19 protein-coding genes are annotated in these 16,294 nt (G+C 67.5%); 7 read left to right on the top strand and 12 right to left on the bottom strand.

Annotated elements, in window-relative coordinates; translation table 11 throughout:
- Positions 1–9: 9 nt before the first annotated feature.
- From AC1DJH_RS13000 to folC, 5 genes are all read right to left on the bottom strand, one after another.
- Positions 10–1,239, bottom strand: coding sequence for an O-succinylhomoserine sulfhydrylase (locus AC1DJH_RS13000; RefSeq protein ID WP_478185963.1), 1,230 nt, complete (start codon positions 1,237–1,239; stop codon positions 10–12).
- Positions 1,240–1,247: 8 nt separating this feature from the next.
- Complete coding sequence (gene purF / locus AC1DJH_RS12995; RefSeq protein ID WP_472118853.1) at positions 1,248–2,750, bottom strand: amidophosphoribosyltransferase; 1,503 nt, start codon at positions 2,748–2,750, stop codon at positions 1,248–1,250.
- Positions 2,751–2,762: 12 nt separating this feature from the next.
- Positions 2,763–3,248, bottom strand: a complete 486-nt coding sequence (locus tag AC1DJH_RS12990; protein ID WP_435484538.1) for a CvpA family protein — start codon at positions 3,246–3,248, stop codon at positions 2,763–2,765.
- Positions 3,249–3,270: 22 nt separating this feature from the next.
- Positions 3,271–4,137 carry an SPOR domain-containing protein gene (locus tag AC1DJH_RS12985; RefSeq protein ID WP_472118850.1) on the bottom strand — a complete coding sequence of 289 codons (867 nt, stop codon included), beginning with the start codon at positions 4,135–4,137 and terminating at the stop codon, positions 3,271–3,273.
- A gap of 73 nt (positions 4,138–4,210) precedes the next feature.
- Positions 4,211–5,518 carry a bifunctional tetrahydrofolate synthase/dihydrofolate synthase gene (gene folC, locus AC1DJH_RS12980; RefSeq protein WP_478185962.1) on the bottom strand — a complete coding sequence of 436 codons (1,308 nt, stop codon included), beginning with the start codon at positions 5,516–5,518 and terminating at the stop codon, positions 4,211–4,213.
- 36 nt (positions 5,519–5,554) lie between these two features.
- Between folC and AC1DJH_RS12975 the strand changes: the two genes are divergently transcribed.
- The 4 genes from AC1DJH_RS12975 to argG all read left to right on the top strand — a co-directional run bounded on the left by AC1DJH_RS12975 (position 5,555) and on the right by argG (position 8,530).
- The gene (locus AC1DJH_RS12975) at positions 5,555–5,908 is read left to right on the top strand and encodes an ArsC family reductase (protein WP_472118845.1); all 354 of its coding nucleotides are present in this window, start codon (positions 5,555–5,557) and stop codon (positions 5,906–5,908) included.
- A gap of 58 nt (positions 5,909–5,966) precedes the next feature.
- Complete coding sequence (locus tag AC1DJH_RS12970; RefSeq protein WP_478185961.1) at positions 5,967–6,572, top strand: hypothetical protein; 606 nt, start codon at positions 5,967–5,969, stop codon at positions 6,570–6,572.
- A gap of 125 nt (positions 6,573–6,697) precedes the next feature.
- Positions 6,698–7,024 (top strand): pyrimidine/purine nucleoside phosphorylase, encoded by a 327-nt coding sequence (gene ppnP, locus AC1DJH_RS12965; RefSeq protein WP_435436320.1) that lies wholly within the window; start codon positions 6,698–6,700, stop codon positions 7,022–7,024.
- Between the two features lie 165 nt (positions 7,025–7,189).
- On the top strand, positions 7,190–8,530 hold the full coding sequence (argG, locus tag AC1DJH_RS12960) for an argininosuccinate synthase (RefSeq protein ID WP_478185960.1): 1,341 nt from the start codon (positions 7,190–7,192) through the stop codon (positions 8,528–8,530).
- A 69-nt stretch (positions 8,531–8,599) separates the two neighbouring features.
- Here the strand turns inward: argG and AC1DJH_RS12955 are convergent, their stop codons facing one another.
- Both AC1DJH_RS12955 and murB read right to left on the bottom strand, forming a co-directional pair.
- Positions 8,600–9,457 carry a glycine-rich domain-containing protein gene (locus AC1DJH_RS12955; protein ID WP_478185959.1) on the bottom strand — a complete coding sequence of 286 codons (858 nt, stop codon included), beginning with the start codon at positions 9,455–9,457 and terminating at the stop codon, positions 8,600–8,602.
- Between the two features lie 18 nt (positions 9,458–9,475).
- On the bottom strand, positions 9,476–10,528 hold the full coding sequence (gene murB / locus AC1DJH_RS12950) for a UDP-N-acetylmuramate dehydrogenase (RefSeq protein WP_478185958.1): 1,053 nt from the start codon (positions 10,526–10,528) through the stop codon (positions 9,476–9,478).
- A gap of 45 nt (positions 10,529–10,573) precedes the next feature.
- Here murB and AC1DJH_RS12945 point away from each other — a divergent pair, with 45 nt between their 5' ends.
- The gene (locus tag AC1DJH_RS12945) at positions 10,574–11,059 is read left to right on the top strand and encodes a YajQ family cyclic di-GMP-binding protein (protein WP_435436316.1); all 486 of its coding nucleotides are present in this window, start codon (positions 10,574–10,576) and stop codon (positions 11,057–11,059) included.
- 10 nt (positions 11,060–11,069) lie between these two features.
- A complete protein-coding gene (locus AC1DJH_RS12940) occupies positions 11,070–11,741 on the top strand; it encodes a retropepsin-like aspartic protease family protein (protein ID WP_478185957.1) in 672 nt (223 codons plus the stop codon).
- A gap of 17 nt (positions 11,742–11,758) precedes the next feature.
- Here the strand turns inward: AC1DJH_RS12940 and AC1DJH_RS12935 are convergent, their stop codons facing one another.
- From AC1DJH_RS12935 to AC1DJH_RS12915, 5 genes are all read right to left on the bottom strand, one after another.
- On the bottom strand, positions 11,759–12,112 hold the full coding sequence (locus AC1DJH_RS12935; RefSeq protein ID WP_435436314.1) for a RidA family protein: 354 nt from the start codon (positions 12,110–12,112) through the stop codon (positions 11,759–11,761).
- 11 nt (positions 12,113–12,123) lie between these two features.
- Positions 12,124–12,762: a glycerol-3-phosphate 1-O-acyltransferase PlsY gene (plsY, locus tag AC1DJH_RS12930; protein ID WP_478185956.1), complete on the bottom strand. Its 639-nt coding sequence runs from the start codon at positions 12,760–12,762 to the stop codon at positions 12,124–12,126.
- A 28-nt stretch (positions 12,763–12,790) separates the two neighbouring features.
- Positions 12,791–13,597 carry a DUF6348 family protein gene (locus tag AC1DJH_RS12925; protein ID WP_478185955.1) on the bottom strand — a complete coding sequence of 269 codons (807 nt, stop codon included), beginning with the start codon at positions 13,595–13,597 and terminating at the stop codon, positions 12,791–12,793.
- A gap of 8 nt (positions 13,598–13,605) precedes the next feature.
- Complete coding sequence (locus AC1DJH_RS12920) at positions 13,606–14,097, bottom strand: aminoacyl-tRNA deacylase (RefSeq protein ID WP_478185954.1); 492 nt, start codon at positions 14,095–14,097, stop codon at positions 13,606–13,608.
- 61 nt (positions 14,098–14,158) lie between these two features.
- Positions 14,159–15,220, bottom strand: coding sequence for an aldo/keto reductase (locus AC1DJH_RS12915; protein ID WP_478185953.1), 1,062 nt, complete (start codon positions 15,218–15,220; stop codon positions 14,159–14,161).
- Positions 15,221–15,346: 126 nt separating this feature from the next.
- Between AC1DJH_RS12915 and AC1DJH_RS12910 the strand changes: the two genes are divergently transcribed.
- A complete protein-coding gene (locus AC1DJH_RS12910) occupies positions 15,347–16,285 on the top strand; it encodes an alpha/beta fold hydrolase (protein WP_478185952.1) in 939 nt (312 codons plus the stop codon).
- The last annotated feature ends 9 nt before the right edge of the window (positions 16,286–16,294 follow it).

The following is a 16,294-nucleotide window of genomic DNA, read 5'->3' as shown; positions in this document are numbered from 1 at the left end:
GGGGTCGATTCAGGAATTCAGGGTGCTCAGGCCACGAAGACCTCGTGAGAGGTCGGCCGTGATGTCGTCGATGTACTCGAGGCCGACCGCGAGGCGGATCAACCCCTGGCTGATGCCGGCCGCCTGGCGCTGCACTTCAGTGAGGCGGCCGTGCGACGTCGTGCCGGGGTGCGTGATGATGGTCTTGGTGTCGCCCAGGTTGGTGGCGATGCTCACCACGCGCGTGCTGTTGATCACGTGGAAGGCGTTGGCGCGTGCGGCTTCGGGCGTGTCGCCGACCACGTCGAACGACACCACCGCCCCGCCCTGCCCCGACTGCTGGCGCATCGCCAGTTCGTGCTGCCCATGCGACGCGAGACCCGGGTAATAGACGCGCGCGATGCCGGGCTGCTTCTCGAGCCACTGCGCCACGGCCAGCGCATTCGCGCACTGCGCCTTCATCCGGATGCCGAGCGTTTCCATGCCCTTGAGCACGACCCACGCATTGAACGGCGACAGCGCCATGCCGGCGGTGCGCACCACAGGGCCGAACACGTCGACGATGAGCTTCGACGGCCCGCAGATCGCGCCGGCCATCACGCGGCCCTGGCCGTCGAGGTACTTGGTGCCCGAATGAATGACGAGGTCGGCGCCCAGTTCGGTGGGGCGCTGCAGGATCGGCGTGCAGAAGCAGTTGTCCACCGCCAGCAGCGCGCCCGCACCATGCGCCAGGTCGGCCAGCGCCCGGATGTCGCACACCTCGGTGAGCGGATTGGTCGGCGTTTCGGCGAACAGCAGCCTGGTGTTGGGCTTCATCGCGGCGCGCCATTCGCCCACGTCGGTCTGCGACACGAACGTGGTCTCCACGCCGAACTTGGCGAACTCCTTGCCGAACAGGTTCAGCGTGGAGCCGAATACCGAGCGCGAGCAGATCACATGGTCGCCGGCCTTCAGCAGGCCCATGCACATCATGAGGATGGCGCCCATGCCGGTCGAGGCGCCGATGGCGGCCTCGGTGCCTTCGAGCGCCGCCAGGCGTTGCTCGAAGCTCGTCACCGTGGGGTTGGACGTGCGCGAGTAGGTGAAGCCCGCCTCGGTGCCCGCAAAGCGGCGCGCCGAGGTTTCGGCGTCGGGCTGCACAAAGCCGCTCGTGAGGAACAGCGCTTCGGAATGTTCGCCGTACTGGCTCGGCGCCAGCCCGCTGCGCAGCGCGAGCGTGTCGCGGTGCAGGCCGGGCGGCAGGGTTCGTTCGTCGGTCACTTCGACACTCACTCGCTGAAGTTGGGCAGCGCGAGGCGCGAAGAGTCTTCTTCGGTCTCTTCGATGCGGGGACGGTTGCCGTTCATGCGCGAGATGGCTTCGGTGTCGATGTCGCCGGTCACGTATACGCCGTCGAAGCACGAGGCATCGAAGCCGTCGAGCTTGGGGTTGAGCGAGCCGATGGCGCGCTTCATGGCGTCGACGTCCTGGTAGATCAGCGCGTCGCAGCCGATCAGCTGGCGGATTTCCTCGATGGTGCGGTCGTGCGCCACCAGTTCACCCTTGGTCGGCATGTCGATGCCGTAGACGTTGGGGTAGCGCACCGGCGGCGCGGCGCTGGCCAGGTACACCTTGCGGGCACCGGCGTCGCGCGCCATCTGAACGATTTCCTGGCTGGTGGTGCCGCGCACGATCGAGTCGTCGACCAGGAGCACGTTGCGGCCCTTGAACTCGCTGGCGATCACGTTGAGCTTCTGGCGAACCGACTTCTTGCGCACGCCCTGCCCCGGCATGATGAAGGTGCGGCCCACGTAGCGGTTCTTCACGAAGCCTTCGCGGTACGGCACGCCCAGCAGGTGCGCGAGCTGGGTGGCGCTCGGGCGGCTCGACTCGGGGATCGGAATGATCACGTCGATCTGGTTCGGCGGCACGGTGGACACCACGCGCTTGGCCAGCGTTTCGCCAAGGTTCAGGCGCGCCTGGTAGACCGAGATGCCGTCGAGCACAGAGTCCGGACGCGCGAGGTACACGAATTCGAAGATGCAGGGGTTGAGCGACGGCGATTCGGCGCACTGCATCGAATGCACGTTGCCCTCGAGGTCGATGAACACCGCCTCGCCGGGTGCGATGTCACGCTCGAACACATGGCCGGAGCCTTCGAGCGCGACCGATTCGCTGGCCACCATGACGGCGCCGTCGGCGCTGCGGCCCATGCACAGCGGGCGAATGCCGTACGGGTCGCGGAAGGCGAGCAGGCCGTGGCCGGCGATGAGCGACACCACGGCGTACGAGCCGCGCAGGCGCTTGTACATGTTCTTGACCGCGGCGAACACCTCGGCCGGGTGCAGCGGCACGCCGCGCGTGGAGCGCTCCAGTTCGTGCGCCAGCACGTTGAGCAGCACTTCGGAGTCGCTCTCGGTGTTGGTGTGGCGGTGGTCGGTGGAGAACAGCTCCGAACGCAGTGCGTGCGCGTTGGTCAGGTTGCCGTTGTGCACCAGCACGATGCCGAAGGGCGCGTTCACGTAGAAGGGCTGCGCCTCTTCCTCGCTGTACGCATTGCCGGCGGTCGGGTAGCGCACCTGGCCCAGGCCCACGTTGCCTGGCAAGGCGCGCATGTTGCGCGTGCGGAACACGTCGCGCACCATGCCCTTGGCCTTGTGCATGAAGAACTTGCGCTCGAGCAAGGTGACGATGCCAGCCGCATCCTGGCCGCGATGCTGCAGCAGCAGCAGTGCGTCATAGAGCAACTGGTTGACGGGTGCGTTGCTGACAACGCCGACGATTCCACACATGAACGATTCCTCTCAGGGCAGGTAGCTTGCCAACTTTTCAGGCAGCGCGGGTTTCAGGCCCTGCAATGCCGCATCGAGAACAACGGCGCTGCGCGATTCGTGCCACCAGGCACTGTCGCTCAACACCAGCAAATGAACAACAACGGCCAGCACGAGCAGGGCCACAGCACCCCGCGCCGCGCCGAACGCCGCTCCCAGAATCCGGTCCACCGGACGCAGACCCACGACCGTGATCAACTTTCGCGTCAGCGCGGCCACCAGGCCCACGCCGAACGCCACGGCCACGAACACCAGCACGAAGGCCAGCGGATAGCGCCACGCCGCCTGCGGATCGCCGAACGGCAACCATGCCGCCACACCGGAAGCCAGCCATTGGGCGGCGATGAAGGCGGCCACCCAGCCGATCAGCGAAATCACTTCGAACACCAGCCCGCGCATCAGGCCGAAGAGCATCGACACCCCGATGAGCGCGACGGCAATCCAGTCGAGCAAGGCCACGGCGACAGGCGGTGACGCTGGCTTACAACGTGAGGATCGCGGCCGCCAAAGACAAGCCCTTGACCTTCTCGGCGGCGCGGTCGGCTTCGGCACGCGAGGCGAACGGGCCGACACGCACACGCGTGCGTTCGCCGTCGGCCGTCTTGGCCACGTGCACATAGGTCTTCAGGCCGGCCCGCTCGAGCTTCTGGCGCACTTCGCGCGCCTTGTCCGCATCGGCGAAAGCGCCGACCTGCACCACGAAGCGGCCGGCGGCTTCGTCGCCGGCCTTGGGTGTGGCGGCGGCCGCGGTCGGGGGCTTGCCTTCGAGCAGTGCGCGGGCACGCGCGCCGTCGTCCGCGGTGGCAGCCGGCTTGGGCTTCGGTTCGGGCTTCGGCTCAGGCTTGGGTTCCGGCTTCGGCTTGGCCTCGGGTTTGGGTTCAGGCTTGTGTTCGGGCTTCGGTTCCGGTTTCGGTTCCGGCTTGGGATCGGGCTTGCGTTCCACCGGGGCGGCCGCAGCGGGCGTGCTGGCGACCGGCTTGCCGGTATCGATCTCGGTGCCGTCGGCGGACTCGGTGATCATGCCGCCGGCCGAGGCCACGCGCGACGCGTTGTCGGGCGCGGCCGGGGCGGTGCTCGTCGCGGGCGCTGGCGTGGCAGGCACGGGCAGCGGCTTGACCTTGTTGCGGTCGGGAATCTCGATGGGAATGTCGACCGACACGGGGCGCGGCTGGGTGTCGAACAGCAGCGGAAAACCAATCACGCCGAGCAGCACCAGCACCGCGGCGCCGAGCAGCCGGTGGCGCGCACGCCGACGCATGGATTCGACACTTTCCGCCGGCACGGCAGCCGGTGCGCTGCGTCCTTCGTTGCCTTGTGGGCCGCGCGTGCGGAACTTGAAAAACGCCATGAAGTTCGATCCCTGGAGGAGTGCAGCGAGGTGTGCCCGATGGTGCCGGATGGGTGTGTGGACAGCCCGGCGATCAGCCGCCCGGCAGCAGGTGTTTGGCTTGCAGGCGGGGGGTGCCGTTTTCGAGCACGCCGCCCACGGTGAAGAACGATCCGAAGACAACGATTCTATCAGCGGGGTCCGCGTGCTCGATGGCTGCGCGCAACGCGTCCATGGGGCCCGCATGCACGCTGCCGGAGGCATCCGCGCGCGTGTTCTGTGCCTGCCACGCGGCCAGCAGATCGGCGCCCTTGGCCGCGCGCGGCGTGGGCAGGTCGGTGAAGTACCAGCGGTCGATCAGCGGCCCGATGCGCGCCAGGATCGGCGCGAGGTCCTTGTCCGCCATGACGCCGAACACGCCGTGCGTTGTCGGGTAGAAACCCATCGCGTCGAGGTTCTCGGCCAGCGCGGCCACGGCGTGCGCGTTGTGGGCCACGTCGAGCACCAGCGCGGGCTCGCCCGGCACGATCTGGAAGCGGCCCGGCAGCTCGACCATGGCCAGCCCGCTGCGCACCGCCTGCGCCGTGATCGGCAGCTGCGGCCGCACCGCCTCGAGCGCCGCGAGCACGCCCGCCGCATTGATGAGCTGGTTGGCGCCGCGCAGCGCCGGATAGGCCAGCCCGCTGTAGCGCCGCCCGCGCCCCGACCAGCCCCATTGCTGCTTGTCGCCCGACACGTTGAAGTCCGTGCCGAAGCGCCACAGGTCGGCACCGATGGCGTTGGCATGGTCGATCACGCTCTGCGGCGGCATCGGGTCGCTCACGATGGCGGGCTTGCCGGGGCGCAAGATGCCGGCTTTTTCGAAGCCGATGCTCTCGCGGTCGGGCCCGAGGTACTCCATGTGGTCGAGGTCGATGCTGGTGATGACCGCGCAGTCGGCGTCGATGATGTTGACGGCGTCCAGCCGCCCGCCCAGCCCGACTTCGAGGATCGCCACGTCGGGCTTTTCCTCGATCATGCAGTGCAGGATGCCCAGCGTCGTGAACTCGAAATAGGTGAGGTTCAATTCGCCGCGCGCCTGCTCCACCACTTCGAAGCTTGCTATCAATTTGGCAGCATCGACGGCTTCGCCCTTGAGCCGCAGCCGTTCCTCGAAGCGCACCAGGTGGGGCGAGGTGAACACGGCCGTGCGGTAACCCGCGTGCGTCAGGATCGACTCGAGCATGGCGCAGGTCGAGCCCTTGCCGTTGGTGCCCGCCACCGTGATGACGGGGCAGCCGAAGCGCAGGCCGAGGCGCTGCGCCATTTCTTTGGCGCGGTCGAGCCCGAGCTCGATGTTCTTTGGGTGCAGTTGCTCGGCGCGAGCGAGCCAGTCGTTAAGGGTTTCCATGGAGGCGGGCATTGTCGCCGACCCGACGATCGCGGCATCATGGCGTCCATGACAACCCTATACGGCATCCCGAACTGCGACACCGTCAAGCGCGCCCGCACCTGGCTCGACGAACACGGCGTCGCCTACACCTTCCACGATTTCAAGAAACAGGGCGTGCCAGAGGCCCAGCTCGACCAATGGCTGAAGAAGCCCGGCTGGGAGGCATTGGTCAACCGCAAGGGCACCACCTGGCGCAAGCTGGACGAAGCCGCCCGCCAGGCCGTGGTCGACGCCGCGTCCGCCCGCCCGGTGCTGCTGGCCAACCCGAGCCTGATCAAGCGCCCCGTGGTCGACTGGGGTCCGAAAAAAGCGGTAACCACCGGATTCGACGCCGAAGCCTGGGCTGTCAACGCCGTGTAAACCCCGGAACCCGCCCGGTCGAAGCACCTCCAACCGCCATCCGCAGGAGAGACATACCATGAACAAACTCGCTTTTCGCACCCTCGCCGGCCTTTCCGTGGCCGGCGCACTCGCGGCGGGCACCGGCCTCGTGCACGCCCAGTCACAGGGACAGGTCGTCCAGGCGCGGGTGATCTCGGCCACCCCCCTTCGTGAAACCACCGGCAGCGACGTCAGCTACAACGTCACCTACGAGTACAACGGGCAGCAATACACCACCCGCATGAACAGCCGGCCCGGCGCGACCATCCCGATCCAGGCCAGCGGCTACGGCGTGACGACCTCGGCGGTGGCGCCGCAATCGCAGGTGCAGACCTACCCGGTCGAGGCCAGCAACGGCGGCTATGCGCAGCAGTCCGGCGGCTCGCCCTGGGACAACGTGGTGCCCGAACCCGGCGTGGTGGTCGGCGCGGGCGGGCCTCCTCCCGTCTACGTGCGGCCGGCGCCGGTGTACGCACCCGCCCCGGTCTACGTCGATCCGGGCTATGCCTACGGCTACCCTTACGTCTACCCGCCGGTCGGCATTTCGCTGAATCTGGGCTACTCGCGCGGCTGGGGTGGCGGCTATCGCGGGTACGGTGGATATCGCGGATACGGCGGCTACCGCGGCGGCTGGCACCGCTGAGCCGACGGCCGGCCGCGCTGGCCGGCCCAGCCCCTAAAATCGTGGACTTTTCCAACCCTTGACGGGTGCGCCGCTGGTGCGGTGCGTCCTCGATTCGCCGACCGCCATGGCGCCGGCGCCACCCAATGACGACGACTACCGACACAATCAACAGCGCCACAGTGGCCACCAAGGCCAATGTGTACTTCGACGGCAAGTGCGTGAGCCACAACCTCACGCTGGCGGACGGCACCAAGAAATCGGTCGGCGTGATCCTGCCGTCCACCCTCACCTTCAACACCGGCGCCCCTGAAATCATGGAATGCGCCGGCGGCAGCTGCGAATACCAGCTTGCGGGCACCACCGAGTGGGTCGCCTCCGGCCCCGGCCAGAAATTCAGCATTCCCGGCAACTCGAGCTTCCAGATCCGCGTGAGCGGCGAGCCCTACAGCTACATCTGCCATTTTGGGTAAACCCCCAGGCTTCGCGCACTTCGTGTCGCTTCTCCACCCCCCTTGCAGGGGGCGATACCAGTGGCCCGGCGAAGCCAGTTCCACGGTATCCACGGCACAGAGCGAGAGTCGTGCCACGAATGTCATGAACCATTGAACCGCGCCACCACCAACGGAACTCCCATCATGTCGACCATCCTCCAAAACGTTCCCGCCGGCCAGAAGGTCGGCATCGCCTTCTCGGGCGGCCTGGACACCAGCGCGGCGCTCCACTGGATGCGCAACAAGGGCGCCATTCCCTACGCCTACACCGCCAACCTCGGCCAGCCCGACGAGCCCGACTACGACGAGATCCCGCGCAAGGCGATGCTCTACGGCGCCGAGAACGCCCGCCTGATCGACTGCCGCGTGCAGCTGGCCAACGAAGGCATCGCCGCGCTGCAGGCCGGCGCCTTCCACGTGACCACCGCCGGCGTGACCTACTTCAACACCACGCCGCTGGGCCGCGCGGTGACGGGCACCATGCTGGTGTCGGCCATGAAGGAAGACGACGTCCACATCTGGGGCGACGGCAGCACCTACAAGGGCAACGACATCGAGCGCTTCTACCGCTACGGCCTGCTGACCAACCCCAACCTGAAGATCTACAAGCCCTGGCTCGACCAGGTCTTCATCGACGAGCTCGGCGGCCGCACCGAGATGTCCGAATTCATGCAGAAGGCCGGCTTCGCCTACAAGATGTCGTCCGAGAAGGCCTATTCGACCGACTCGAACATGCTCGGCGCCACCCACGAGGCCAAGGACCTCGAGCACCTGAACAGCGGCATCCAGATCGTGCAGCCCATCATGGGCGTGGCCTTCTGGAAGGACGAGGTCGAGGTCAAGCGCGAAACCGTGTCGGTGCGCTTCGAAGAGGGCGTGCCCGTGGCCCTGAACGGCCAAAGCTTCCCGAGCCTGGTCGAGCTGATCCTCGAAGCCAACCGCATCGGCGGCCGTCACGGCCTGGGCATGAGCGACCAGATCGAGAACCGCATCATCGAGGCCAAGAGCCGCGGCATCTACGAGGCCCCGGGCCTGGCGCTGCTGTTCATCGCCTACGAGCGACTGGTCACCGGCATCCACAACGAAGACACCATCGAGCAGTACCGCGACAACGGCCGCCGGCTCGGCCGCCTGCTGTACCAGGGCCGCTGGTTCGACCCGCAGGCCATCATGCTGCGCGAGACTGCGCAACGCTGGGTAGCGCGCGCCATCACCGGCGAAGTGACGGTCGAGCTGCGCCGCGGCAACGACTACTCGATCATGAACACCGAGTCGGCCAACCTGACGTACAAGCCCGAGCGCCTGAGCATGGAAAAGGTCGAAGGCGCGTTCACGCCGCTGGACCGCATCGGCCAGCTCACCATGCGCAACCTCGACATCGTCGACACGCGCGAAAAGCTGGCGATCTACACCCGCGTCGGCCTGCTGACGTCGAGCGAAGGCGCGTCGCTGCCGAAGCTGACCAACGACGGCCAGGACAGCTGATCGCGCGCTGATTTCAGCCTCAAAGACAACGGGCCCCGCGGGGCCCGTTTTTCATTGCGCCGGCGAAGATCAGTCTCCGCCACCACCGCCGCAACCACCGCCACAGCCGGAGGAATCGCCGCTCGATCCCCCGCCGTCGCTCGAGCCGCCACCGCCACCGCCATCGCCGTCGCCGCTGCTGCTGCCCGACTCGCTGCCGCCGAAGCCACCCGCATCGCCCGAGCTGCCCCCGTCGGACGACGATTCGCCGAAGCTGGTGCCGCACTGGGCGTCCGAGCCGATGTGGCGCTCCACCGCGCGGCAGTCGGGCACGTAGTGAAAGCCGCCGGCAATCGCGAACTTGATGTCCAGCGCAAACAGCAGCGGCAGCCGCGCCGGGTTGCGCGGGTCGATGCTTTCCTCCTTGCAGGCCCAGTACCAGGTGCGGCGCAGGCCGTCGTTGCGCTTCGGGTCGCGCCCCAGCACCTCGGCCGGGCTGTGGTGCAGCATGCCGCCGAAGGCCGCCTTGCACCAGCTCTGGTAGCCCTGGGTGTGCAGGATGAACTCGTGCCACGCCGTGTCGACCACCTTCGAGGGCATGGCGACGAACTTGCGGTTGCTGCGCAGGTGCGACATGAAGAACTGCCGCAGGCCGCGCAGCACCAGTTCGGCGTCGCGGCGGCTCAGCTGCGGATGGGCTTGCTGCAGCTTGCCGATCAGGAACGGCGGCAGGCGCGCCTCGCGGATGAACTGGCGCCGCAGGCTGGTCTCGAGGAACTTGAGCACGGCCGAGAACAGCACCGCCATCACGATCGCGGTCACCGTCGCGCCAAAGCGGCGCGAACTCAGCAACACGGCCAGCAGCGCCGCCAAAGGCACCGCGCGCCGGGCCCATACCAGCGCGCCGATGCGCCGGCGGAAGTTCAGGTGCAGGAAGTCGAGGTCCATGCCGGCAGCGTCAGGGGGTCAGACGACCACCGGCTCCGGCTCCAGCCGGATACCGAAGCGCTCGTACACGCTGGTCTGGATGGCCTTGGCCAGGGTCATCACCTCGCCGCCCGTCACGGGGTTCTCGCGGCCGCCGCGGTTCACCAGCACCAGCGCCTGCCGCTCGTACACGCCGGCATTGCCCACCGACTTGCCCTTCCAGCCGCAGGCGTCGATGAGCCAGCCGGCCGCCAGCTTGATGCTGCCGTCGTCCATCGGGTAGTGCACGATCTTGGGGTCGCGCGCGATGATGTCGGCGCACTGCTCGGGCGTGACCGTCGGGTTCTTGAAGAAGCTTCCGGCGTTGCCCAGCACGCGCCAGTCGGGCAGCTTGGCGCGGCGAATGGCGCAGATCCAGTCGAACACGTCCTGGGCGCTCGGCGTGAAGTTGCCGGTTTCTTCCATCTTGCGCTCCAGGTCGAAGTAGCCGACCACCGCCTTCCACGGCTTGGGCAGACGAAAGCGCACCCGGGTGATGACCGCGCGGCCCGCAAGGCCGAAGTCGTTCGGCACGCCGCGCACATGCTTGAACACCGAATCGCGGTAGCCGAAGGCGCACTGCGCGGCGTCGAGCGTGAAGCTGCGGCCGGTTTCCAGGTCGTAGGCGTCGAGCGAATCGAAGCGGTCCTGGAGCTCGACGCCGTAGGCGCCGATGTTCTGCACCGGCGCACCGCCCACCGTGCCGGGAATGAGCGCGAGGTTTTCGAGGCCGGGATAGCCATTGCGCACCATCCATTCGACCGCGTCGTGCCAGACTTCGCCGGCACCGGCCTCCACGATCCAGGCACGCTCGCTCTCCTCGACCAGCCGCAGGCCCTTGATTTCGACCTTCAGCACCAGTTGCTTGACGTCCCCGGTGATGACGATGTTGCTGCCGCCGCCCAGCACGAAACGCGGCACTGCACGCCATTGCGCGTCGGTGCTCAGCGCGGCCAGGTCTGCCTCTTCTGCAATGCGCGCAAGATGCTGTGCACGCGCGACGATGCCGAAGCTGTTGTAGGGCTGCAGCGGGACATTGGACTCCACGATCATGGGAGAATTGTCGCATCCAGCACCAGTGAATTCAGGAGAGTGTCCATGCCGTCTTTCGATACCGTCTGCGAGCCCAACCTGCCCGAAGTGAAGAACGCGGTCGAGAACACCGCCAAGGAAATCGGCACGCGCTTCGATTTCAAGGGCACCGCCGCCGCCGTCGATCTCAAGGACAAGGAGATCACCATGATCGGTGACGCCGAGTTCCAGCTCGTGCAGGTCGAAGACATCCTTCGCAGCAAGCTCACCAAGCGCAGCGTGGACGTGCGCTTTCTCGACAAGGGCGACGTCCAGAAGATGGGCGGCGACAAGGTCAAGCAGGTCATCAAGGTCAAGAGCGGCATCGAGAGCGAGCAGGCCAAGAAGATCACCCGCATCATCAAGGACAGCAAGCTCAAGGTGCAGGCCGCGATCCAGGGCGATGCGGTGCGCATCACCGGCGCCAAGCGCGACGACCTGCAGGCCGCCATGGCCCTCATCAAGAAGGACGTGCCCGACATGCCGCTGTCCTTCAACAACTTCCGCGACTGAACCCCGCTGCATGAAAGCGCACGCTGGCGCGAAGCGGCTGCTGCTTGCGGCAGTTGCAGCGCAGCTGATGGCCGCCGCTGCCGTGGCGCATGCCGCCAGCTCGGTCACGCTGACCGGCAGCATCGGCAGCCGCGCGATCCTGATCGTGAACGGCAATGCGCCCAAGACCGTGGCGGTCGGCGAGAGCTACCAGGGCGTGAAGCTCGTGTCGCTGCAGACCGAGCAGGCGGTGGTCGAGCTCGAGGGCAAGCGCGTCAACCTGCGCATGGACACGCCCGTGAGCATCGGCGGCGGCGGCGCCACGGGCGGCGCAGGCAACCGCGTGGTGCTTTCGGCCGACAGCCGCGGCCACTTCATGACGCAGGGCGCCATCAACGGGCGGCCCGTGACCTTCATGCTCGACACCGGCGCCACCACCGTCGCGATGTCGGTGGCCGACGCGCAGCGCATCGGGCTCGACTACAGCAAGGGCCAGCCCGTGCAGATCAACACCGGCAACGGCGTCGCACCGGGCTTTCGGCTGCGACTGGATTCGGTGCGGGTGGGCGACGTCGAGGTGTACGACATCGACGCCATCGTCTCGCCGCAGGGCATGCCCTTCGTGCTGCTGGGCAACAGCTTCATCAACCGCTTCTCGATGCGCCGGGACGCCGACCAGATGGTCCTCGAAAAGCGGTTCTGAGCGCGCCGGCGCTTCCTTTAGGCCTGCGCAGCCGTCACCACGATCTCGATCTTGTAGGCCGCATTGGCCATCTTGGCCTGCACCGTCGCGCGGGGCGGCGTGTTGCCGGCCGGAATCCACGCGTCCCACACCTCGTTCATGGCCGTGATGTCGCCGATGTCGGCCAGGAAGATCTGCGTCGAGAGAATGCGCGACTTGTCGCTGCCGGCCTCGGCCAGCAGCCGGTCGACCATGGCGAGCACCTGCGCGGTCTGGCCGCGGATGTCTTCGGCGGTGTCGTCGGGCACCTGGCCGGCGAGGTAGACGGTGCCGTTGTGCACGGCCGTTTCCGAGAGGCGGGGACCGACGTGGTGGCGGGTGATGGTGGCCATGGTGTGTTCCTTCAGTTCGATTTTTTCTTGGCGCCGAGCTTCGACTCCGTGCCGGCCGCGAGCCGGCGGATGTTTTCGCGGTGCCGCCAGAACAGCAGCAAGCTCATGATGATGATCGCAATCAGCACCGTGCGGTCGAGAGGCCATGCAATGTTGCCGCCTATCAGGTAGTAGGCCGGCGCGAAGAAGGCCGCCGCCAGCGACGCCAGCGACGAGTAGCGGAAGAACACCGCAACGATCAGCCAGGTCGCGCCCGTCGCCAGTCCCAGCCAGGGCGCGACGCCCACCAGCACGCCCGCCGCGGTCGCCACGCCCTTGCCACCCTGGAAGCCGAAGAACACCGGGTACAGATGCCCGAGGAAGGCCGCCAGGCCCGCGAGCGCGGCCACGCCGGCGCCCAGGCCCCACTGCGCGCCGAACTGGTGAATGAGGAACACCGGCACCCAGCCCTTGAGCGCGTCGAGCAGCAGCGTGGCCAGCGCCGCGCCCTTGTTGCCCGAGCGCAGCACGTTGGTGGCCCCGGGGTTCTTGCTGCCGTAGCTGCGCGGGTCGGCCATGCCGAGCGCCTTGCTCACGATGACCGCGAAGGACAGCGAACCGATCAGGTAGGACGCCACGATGGCAATGAGGGAAGGCAAGGTGAAACTCAAGACGGCACTCCGCAGGGAAAAGTTGTTCTTATTCGGCGACGACCGCCTGGGGCGGCGATTGGATCACAACATACTGCTTGCGAAACTCCAGGCCGCGGTCGGGCCACTGTGTCACATAGGCGCGCAACGCCTCGGCGCCGGCCGGCCAGTCTTCGCCGTCGACGCGGCAGTCGGCCTGCACCTCGCCCTGCGCGTCGCGCGCGGCATACAGGCGCACGCCGTGCACCGCATCCGATTCGAGCAGCGGCCTGAAGGCGTCCCAGGTGTTGGTGAACAGGCAGCAGGGGCAGAACGGGTGTTCTTCGTGCGCCTCGACTTCGGGGTGCGCCACACGGTGCGCCACGGGCCCGAACAGCACGCGCCGCGCGCGGCCTTCCTGCCAGCTCATGTCCATCGACGTGCAGTGGCCCAGGTCCTTGCGCAGGGCGTCCTGGTACACCACCAGGTCGACCTGGGCCCACAGGTCGAAGCCACGGGTCAGCGTGTCGGCGGCCGTATCGCCGGCGGAATGCTGGAACTCGAAGGTGCCGCCCGGCAGCAGTTGCGCATGCGCCACCTCGATGGTGGTGGAACTGCTGGCCTTGCCGCCGCCTTCGACCGAAAGGCTCAGTATCTGCGGCAGCAGCCAGAGCCCGTCAGGCAGCACGACCCAGCCCTCGCGCTCGAGCCGGCCCTCATGGCCCCGCGCCGCGAGCGCTTGGAGCAGCATGGCCGACAGGTCGACCGTCTCGCTCCAGCTGCGCTCGTCGTTGCGGTACGACATCTCGAACGATGCACCCTGGCCCGGGTTCGCGGCCCGTCGGGAGGGGAAGAAGTCGGAAGGCGGGTGCGTCATGGCGCCGGCTATTCTGCCAGCGCACATTGCACGGGCGTGGCGCCCAGGAGCTCCACGCACACCCGCGGATCGATGCCGATCAGGTAGCCGCGCCGACCGCCGTTGAGCACGATCCGCGGCAGCTCGAGCACTGTCGCTTCCACGTACACCGGCATCTCGCGCCGCGTGCCGAAGGGCGAGGTGCCACCCACCATGTAGCCGCTGTGGCGCTGCGCCACCTCGGGCTTGCACGGCTCGACCGACTTGGCGCCGATCTGCCGCGCCAGGTTCTTGGTCGACACGGTGCGGTTGCCATGCATCAGCACGATGAGCGGCTTGGCGTCCTGGTCCTGCATCACCAGCGTCTTGATGACGGTGAACGGGTCGAGCCCCAGCATCTCGGCACCGCGCTGCGCGCCGCCGTGTTCCATGTACTCGTACGGATGCTCGGTGAACGCGACCTTGTGCGCACGCAACAGCTGCGTTGCGGGCGTTTCGGACACGTGCGTCTTTTTGCTCATCGAAGTACCTTCGTGCTTCGCACTGCGGTACGCGCTTGCTTGGGGCGGCCCGGCGCTGCGCTCACGCCGCCGGGTCGCGGATTTCCAGGCGGATCTTGTCGATCTCTGCCAGGATCTCCGGCGACAGCGTGGTGCCGTACGCGTCAAGGTCTTCTTCCAGCTGCGCCACCGAGGTCACCCCGATGATGGTGCTCGCGACCTGCCACTTCGTGTAGCAGAAGGCCAGCGCCAGCTGCGTGGGCGTCAGGCCGTTGTCACGGGCGAGCTGGTTGTAGCGCCTGGCGGCGCGCAGTGAATCGGGCTTGCCCCAGCGCTGCTTGCGCACCGACTCGTAGCTCGAAATGCGTGCGCCCTTCGGTGCGTCGGGGCCGTCGATGCCGCTCTGGTCGTACTTGCCCGTGAGCAGGCCGAAGGCCAGCGGCGAGTAGGCCAGCAGCGACACGTTCAGGCGGTGCATGGTCTCGTCCAGGCCGTTTTCGTGGGCGCGGCTCACGAGGCTGTACACGTTCTGCACCGTGGCCACGCGCGGCAGGCCGTGCTGCTCGGCCACGCGCACGAACTCGTGCACGCCGTAAGGGGTTTCGTTCGACAGGCCGATGGCGCGCACCTTGCCCGCCTTCACCAGCTTGCCCAGCGCCTCGAGCTGGTCGTGAATCGGCGTCTTGGAGCTTTCCTTCGCCGGGTCGTAGTACATGGCGCCGAACACCGGCACATGGCGCTCGGGCCAATGGATCTGGTACAGGTCGATGACGTCGGTCTTCAGGCGCTTCAGGCTCGCGTTGCACGAGGCCTCGATGTCGGCGGGCGTCATGCCGGTGCCTTCGCGCACCCAGGGCATGTTGCGCGAGGGGCCAGCCACCTTGGTGGCCAGCACCAGCTTCTCGCGCGCGCCGGGGTTGGCGGCGAACCAGTTGCCGATGATGGTTTCCGTGACGCTGTAGGTTTCCTTGCGGGTGGGCACCGAATACATCTCGGCGGTGTCGATGAAATCAACGCCACGCTCGAGCGAGCGGCTCAGGATGGCATGGGAGGTGGGCTCGTCCACCTGTTCGCCGAAGGTCATCGTGCCGAGGCAGATCGGGGTGACGTGCAGGTCGCTTTGACCGAGTTGTATCTTTTTCATGCGCGGGATGCTACCGCCCTCCCCGGCAAGCTGCTGGCCGCCGGCGCAAAACCCGAGCACGTCGCGCCCTGCCGCTGTCGTGTGGCGGACTGCGCCGGCACAAGGGCCTCCTTATCATCGGTCGCCATGTACCAAGCCCTCCGCCCCTCCCGCAGTGAATTCGTGCCCGTGCGCAACCTCAGCTACCACGTGCGCCTGTGGGGCCAGCCCTCCGACGCGCGCCCGCCGCTCGTGCTCGTGCACGGCTGGATGGACGTGGCGGCTTCGTGGCAGTTCGTGGTCGACGCCATGGAAGAAGACCGCTTCATCATCGCCCCCGACTGGCGCGGCTTCGGCCTGACCGAAGGCGGCGGCGTCGACAACTACTGGCTCGCCGACTACCTGGCCGACCTCGAATGGCTGCTCGACCATTACGTTGGCGAGGCGGGCGAAGGCGAGAGCGCCAGGCCCGTCGACCTCGTCGGCCACAGCATGGGCGGCAACGTCGTCATGCACTACGCCGGCGTGCGCCCGGAGCGCATTCGCCGCCTCGTCAACCTCGAAGGCTTCGGCATGCCCGCGCGCCGGCCCGAGGAAGCGCCCGCACGCTACGGCCAGTGGATCGACGAGCTCAAGCGCCTGCACCGCGGCGAAATGGCGCTGGCCGGCTACTCGGGCGTGGACGGCGTGGCACGCCGCCTCATGAAGACCAACCCCCGCCTCACGCCCGACAAGGCCAACTGGCTCGCCAGCCACTGGTCGGTGAACCACGGGCATCCCGACGGCGGCGAGCGCTGGCAGATTCTTGGCGACCCGGCGCACAAGATCGTCAACGCTCACATCTTCCGCGTCGACGAGACGCTGGCGCTCTATGCGCGCATCACCGCGCCGCTGCTGATGGTCGAGGCCTCGGACGACAGCCTGCAGGGCTGGTGGAAGAACCGCTACACGCTCGACGAATTCCACGAGCGGCTGAAGTCCGTGCCCACCGCGCGCATCGAGCGGCTGGAGGACGCCGGCCACATGCTGCACCACGACCAGCCGCAGCGCGTGGCGCGGATGATCGAGGAATTCACCGCAGGCTGAAGCCGGCCG

This window comes from Variovorax sp. 10N412 (assembly GCF_056394985.1).
This window is presented reverse-complemented; position numbering and strand designations above follow the sequence as displayed.

What these genes read in the sequence shown, in the direction of transcription:
- ppnP (WP_435436320.1), top strand. Translation starts at nt 6,698, where the DNA reads ATGACGACGACTACCGACACAATCAACAGCGCCACAGTGGCCACCAAG.
- AC1DJH_RS12970 (WP_478185961.1), top strand. Translation starts at nt 5,967, where the DNA reads ATGAACAAACTCGCTTTTCGCACCCTCGCCGGCCTTTCCGTGGCCGGC.
- murB (WP_478185958.1), bottom strand. Translation starts at nt 10,528, where the DNA reads ATGATCGTGGAGTCCAATGTCCCGCTGCAGCCCTACAACAGCTTCGGC.
- AC1DJH_RS12985 (WP_472118850.1), bottom strand. Translation starts at nt 4,137, where the DNA reads ATGGCGTTTTTCAAGTTCCGCACGCGCGGCCCACAAGGCAACGAAGGA.
- folC (WP_478185962.1), bottom strand. Translation starts at nt 5,518, where the DNA reads ATGCCCGCCTCCATGGAAACCCTTAACGACTGGCTCGCTCGCGCCGAG.
- AC1DJH_RS12920 (WP_478185954.1), bottom strand. Translation starts at nt 14,097, where the DNA reads ATGAGCAAAAAGACGCACGTGTCCGAAACGCCCGCAACGCAGCTGTTG.
- AC1DJH_RS12945 (WP_435436316.1), top strand. Translation starts at nt 10,574, where the DNA reads ATGCCGTCTTTCGATACCGTCTGCGAGCCCAACCTGCCCGAAGTGAAG.
- AC1DJH_RS12915 (WP_478185953.1), bottom strand. Translation starts at nt 15,220, where the DNA reads ATGAAAAAGATACAACTCGGTCAAAGCGACCTGCACGTCACCCCGATC.
- AC1DJH_RS12975 (WP_472118845.1), top strand. Translation starts at nt 5,555, where the DNA reads ATGACAACCCTATACGGCATCCCGAACTGCGACACCGTCAAGCGCGCC.
- AC1DJH_RS12955 (WP_478185959.1), bottom strand. Translation starts at nt 9,457, where the DNA reads ATGGACCTCGACTTCCTGCACCTGAACTTCCGCCGGCGCATCGGCGCG.
- argG (WP_478185960.1), top strand. Translation starts at nt 7,190, where the DNA reads ATGTCGACCATCCTCCAAAACGTTCCCGCCGGCCAGAAGGTCGGCATC.
- AC1DJH_RS12910 (WP_478185952.1), top strand. Translation starts at nt 15,347, where the DNA reads ATGTACCAAGCCCTCCGCCCCTCCCGCAGTGAATTCGTGCCCGTGCGC.
- purF (WP_472118853.1), bottom strand. Translation starts at nt 2,750, where the DNA reads ATGTGTGGAATCGTCGGCGTTGTCAGCAACGCACCCGTCAACCAGTTG.
- AC1DJH_RS12935 (WP_435436314.1), bottom strand. Translation starts at nt 12,112, where the DNA reads ATGGCCACCATCACCCGCCACCACGTCGGTCCCCGCCTCTCGGAAACG.
- AC1DJH_RS12925 (WP_478185955.1), bottom strand. Translation starts at nt 13,597, where the DNA reads ATGACGCACCCGCCTTCCGACTTCTTCCCCTCCCGACGGGCCGCGAAC.
- AC1DJH_RS12940 (WP_478185957.1), top strand. Translation starts at nt 11,070, where the DNA reads ATGAAAGCGCACGCTGGCGCGAAGCGGCTGCTGCTTGCGGCAGTTGCA.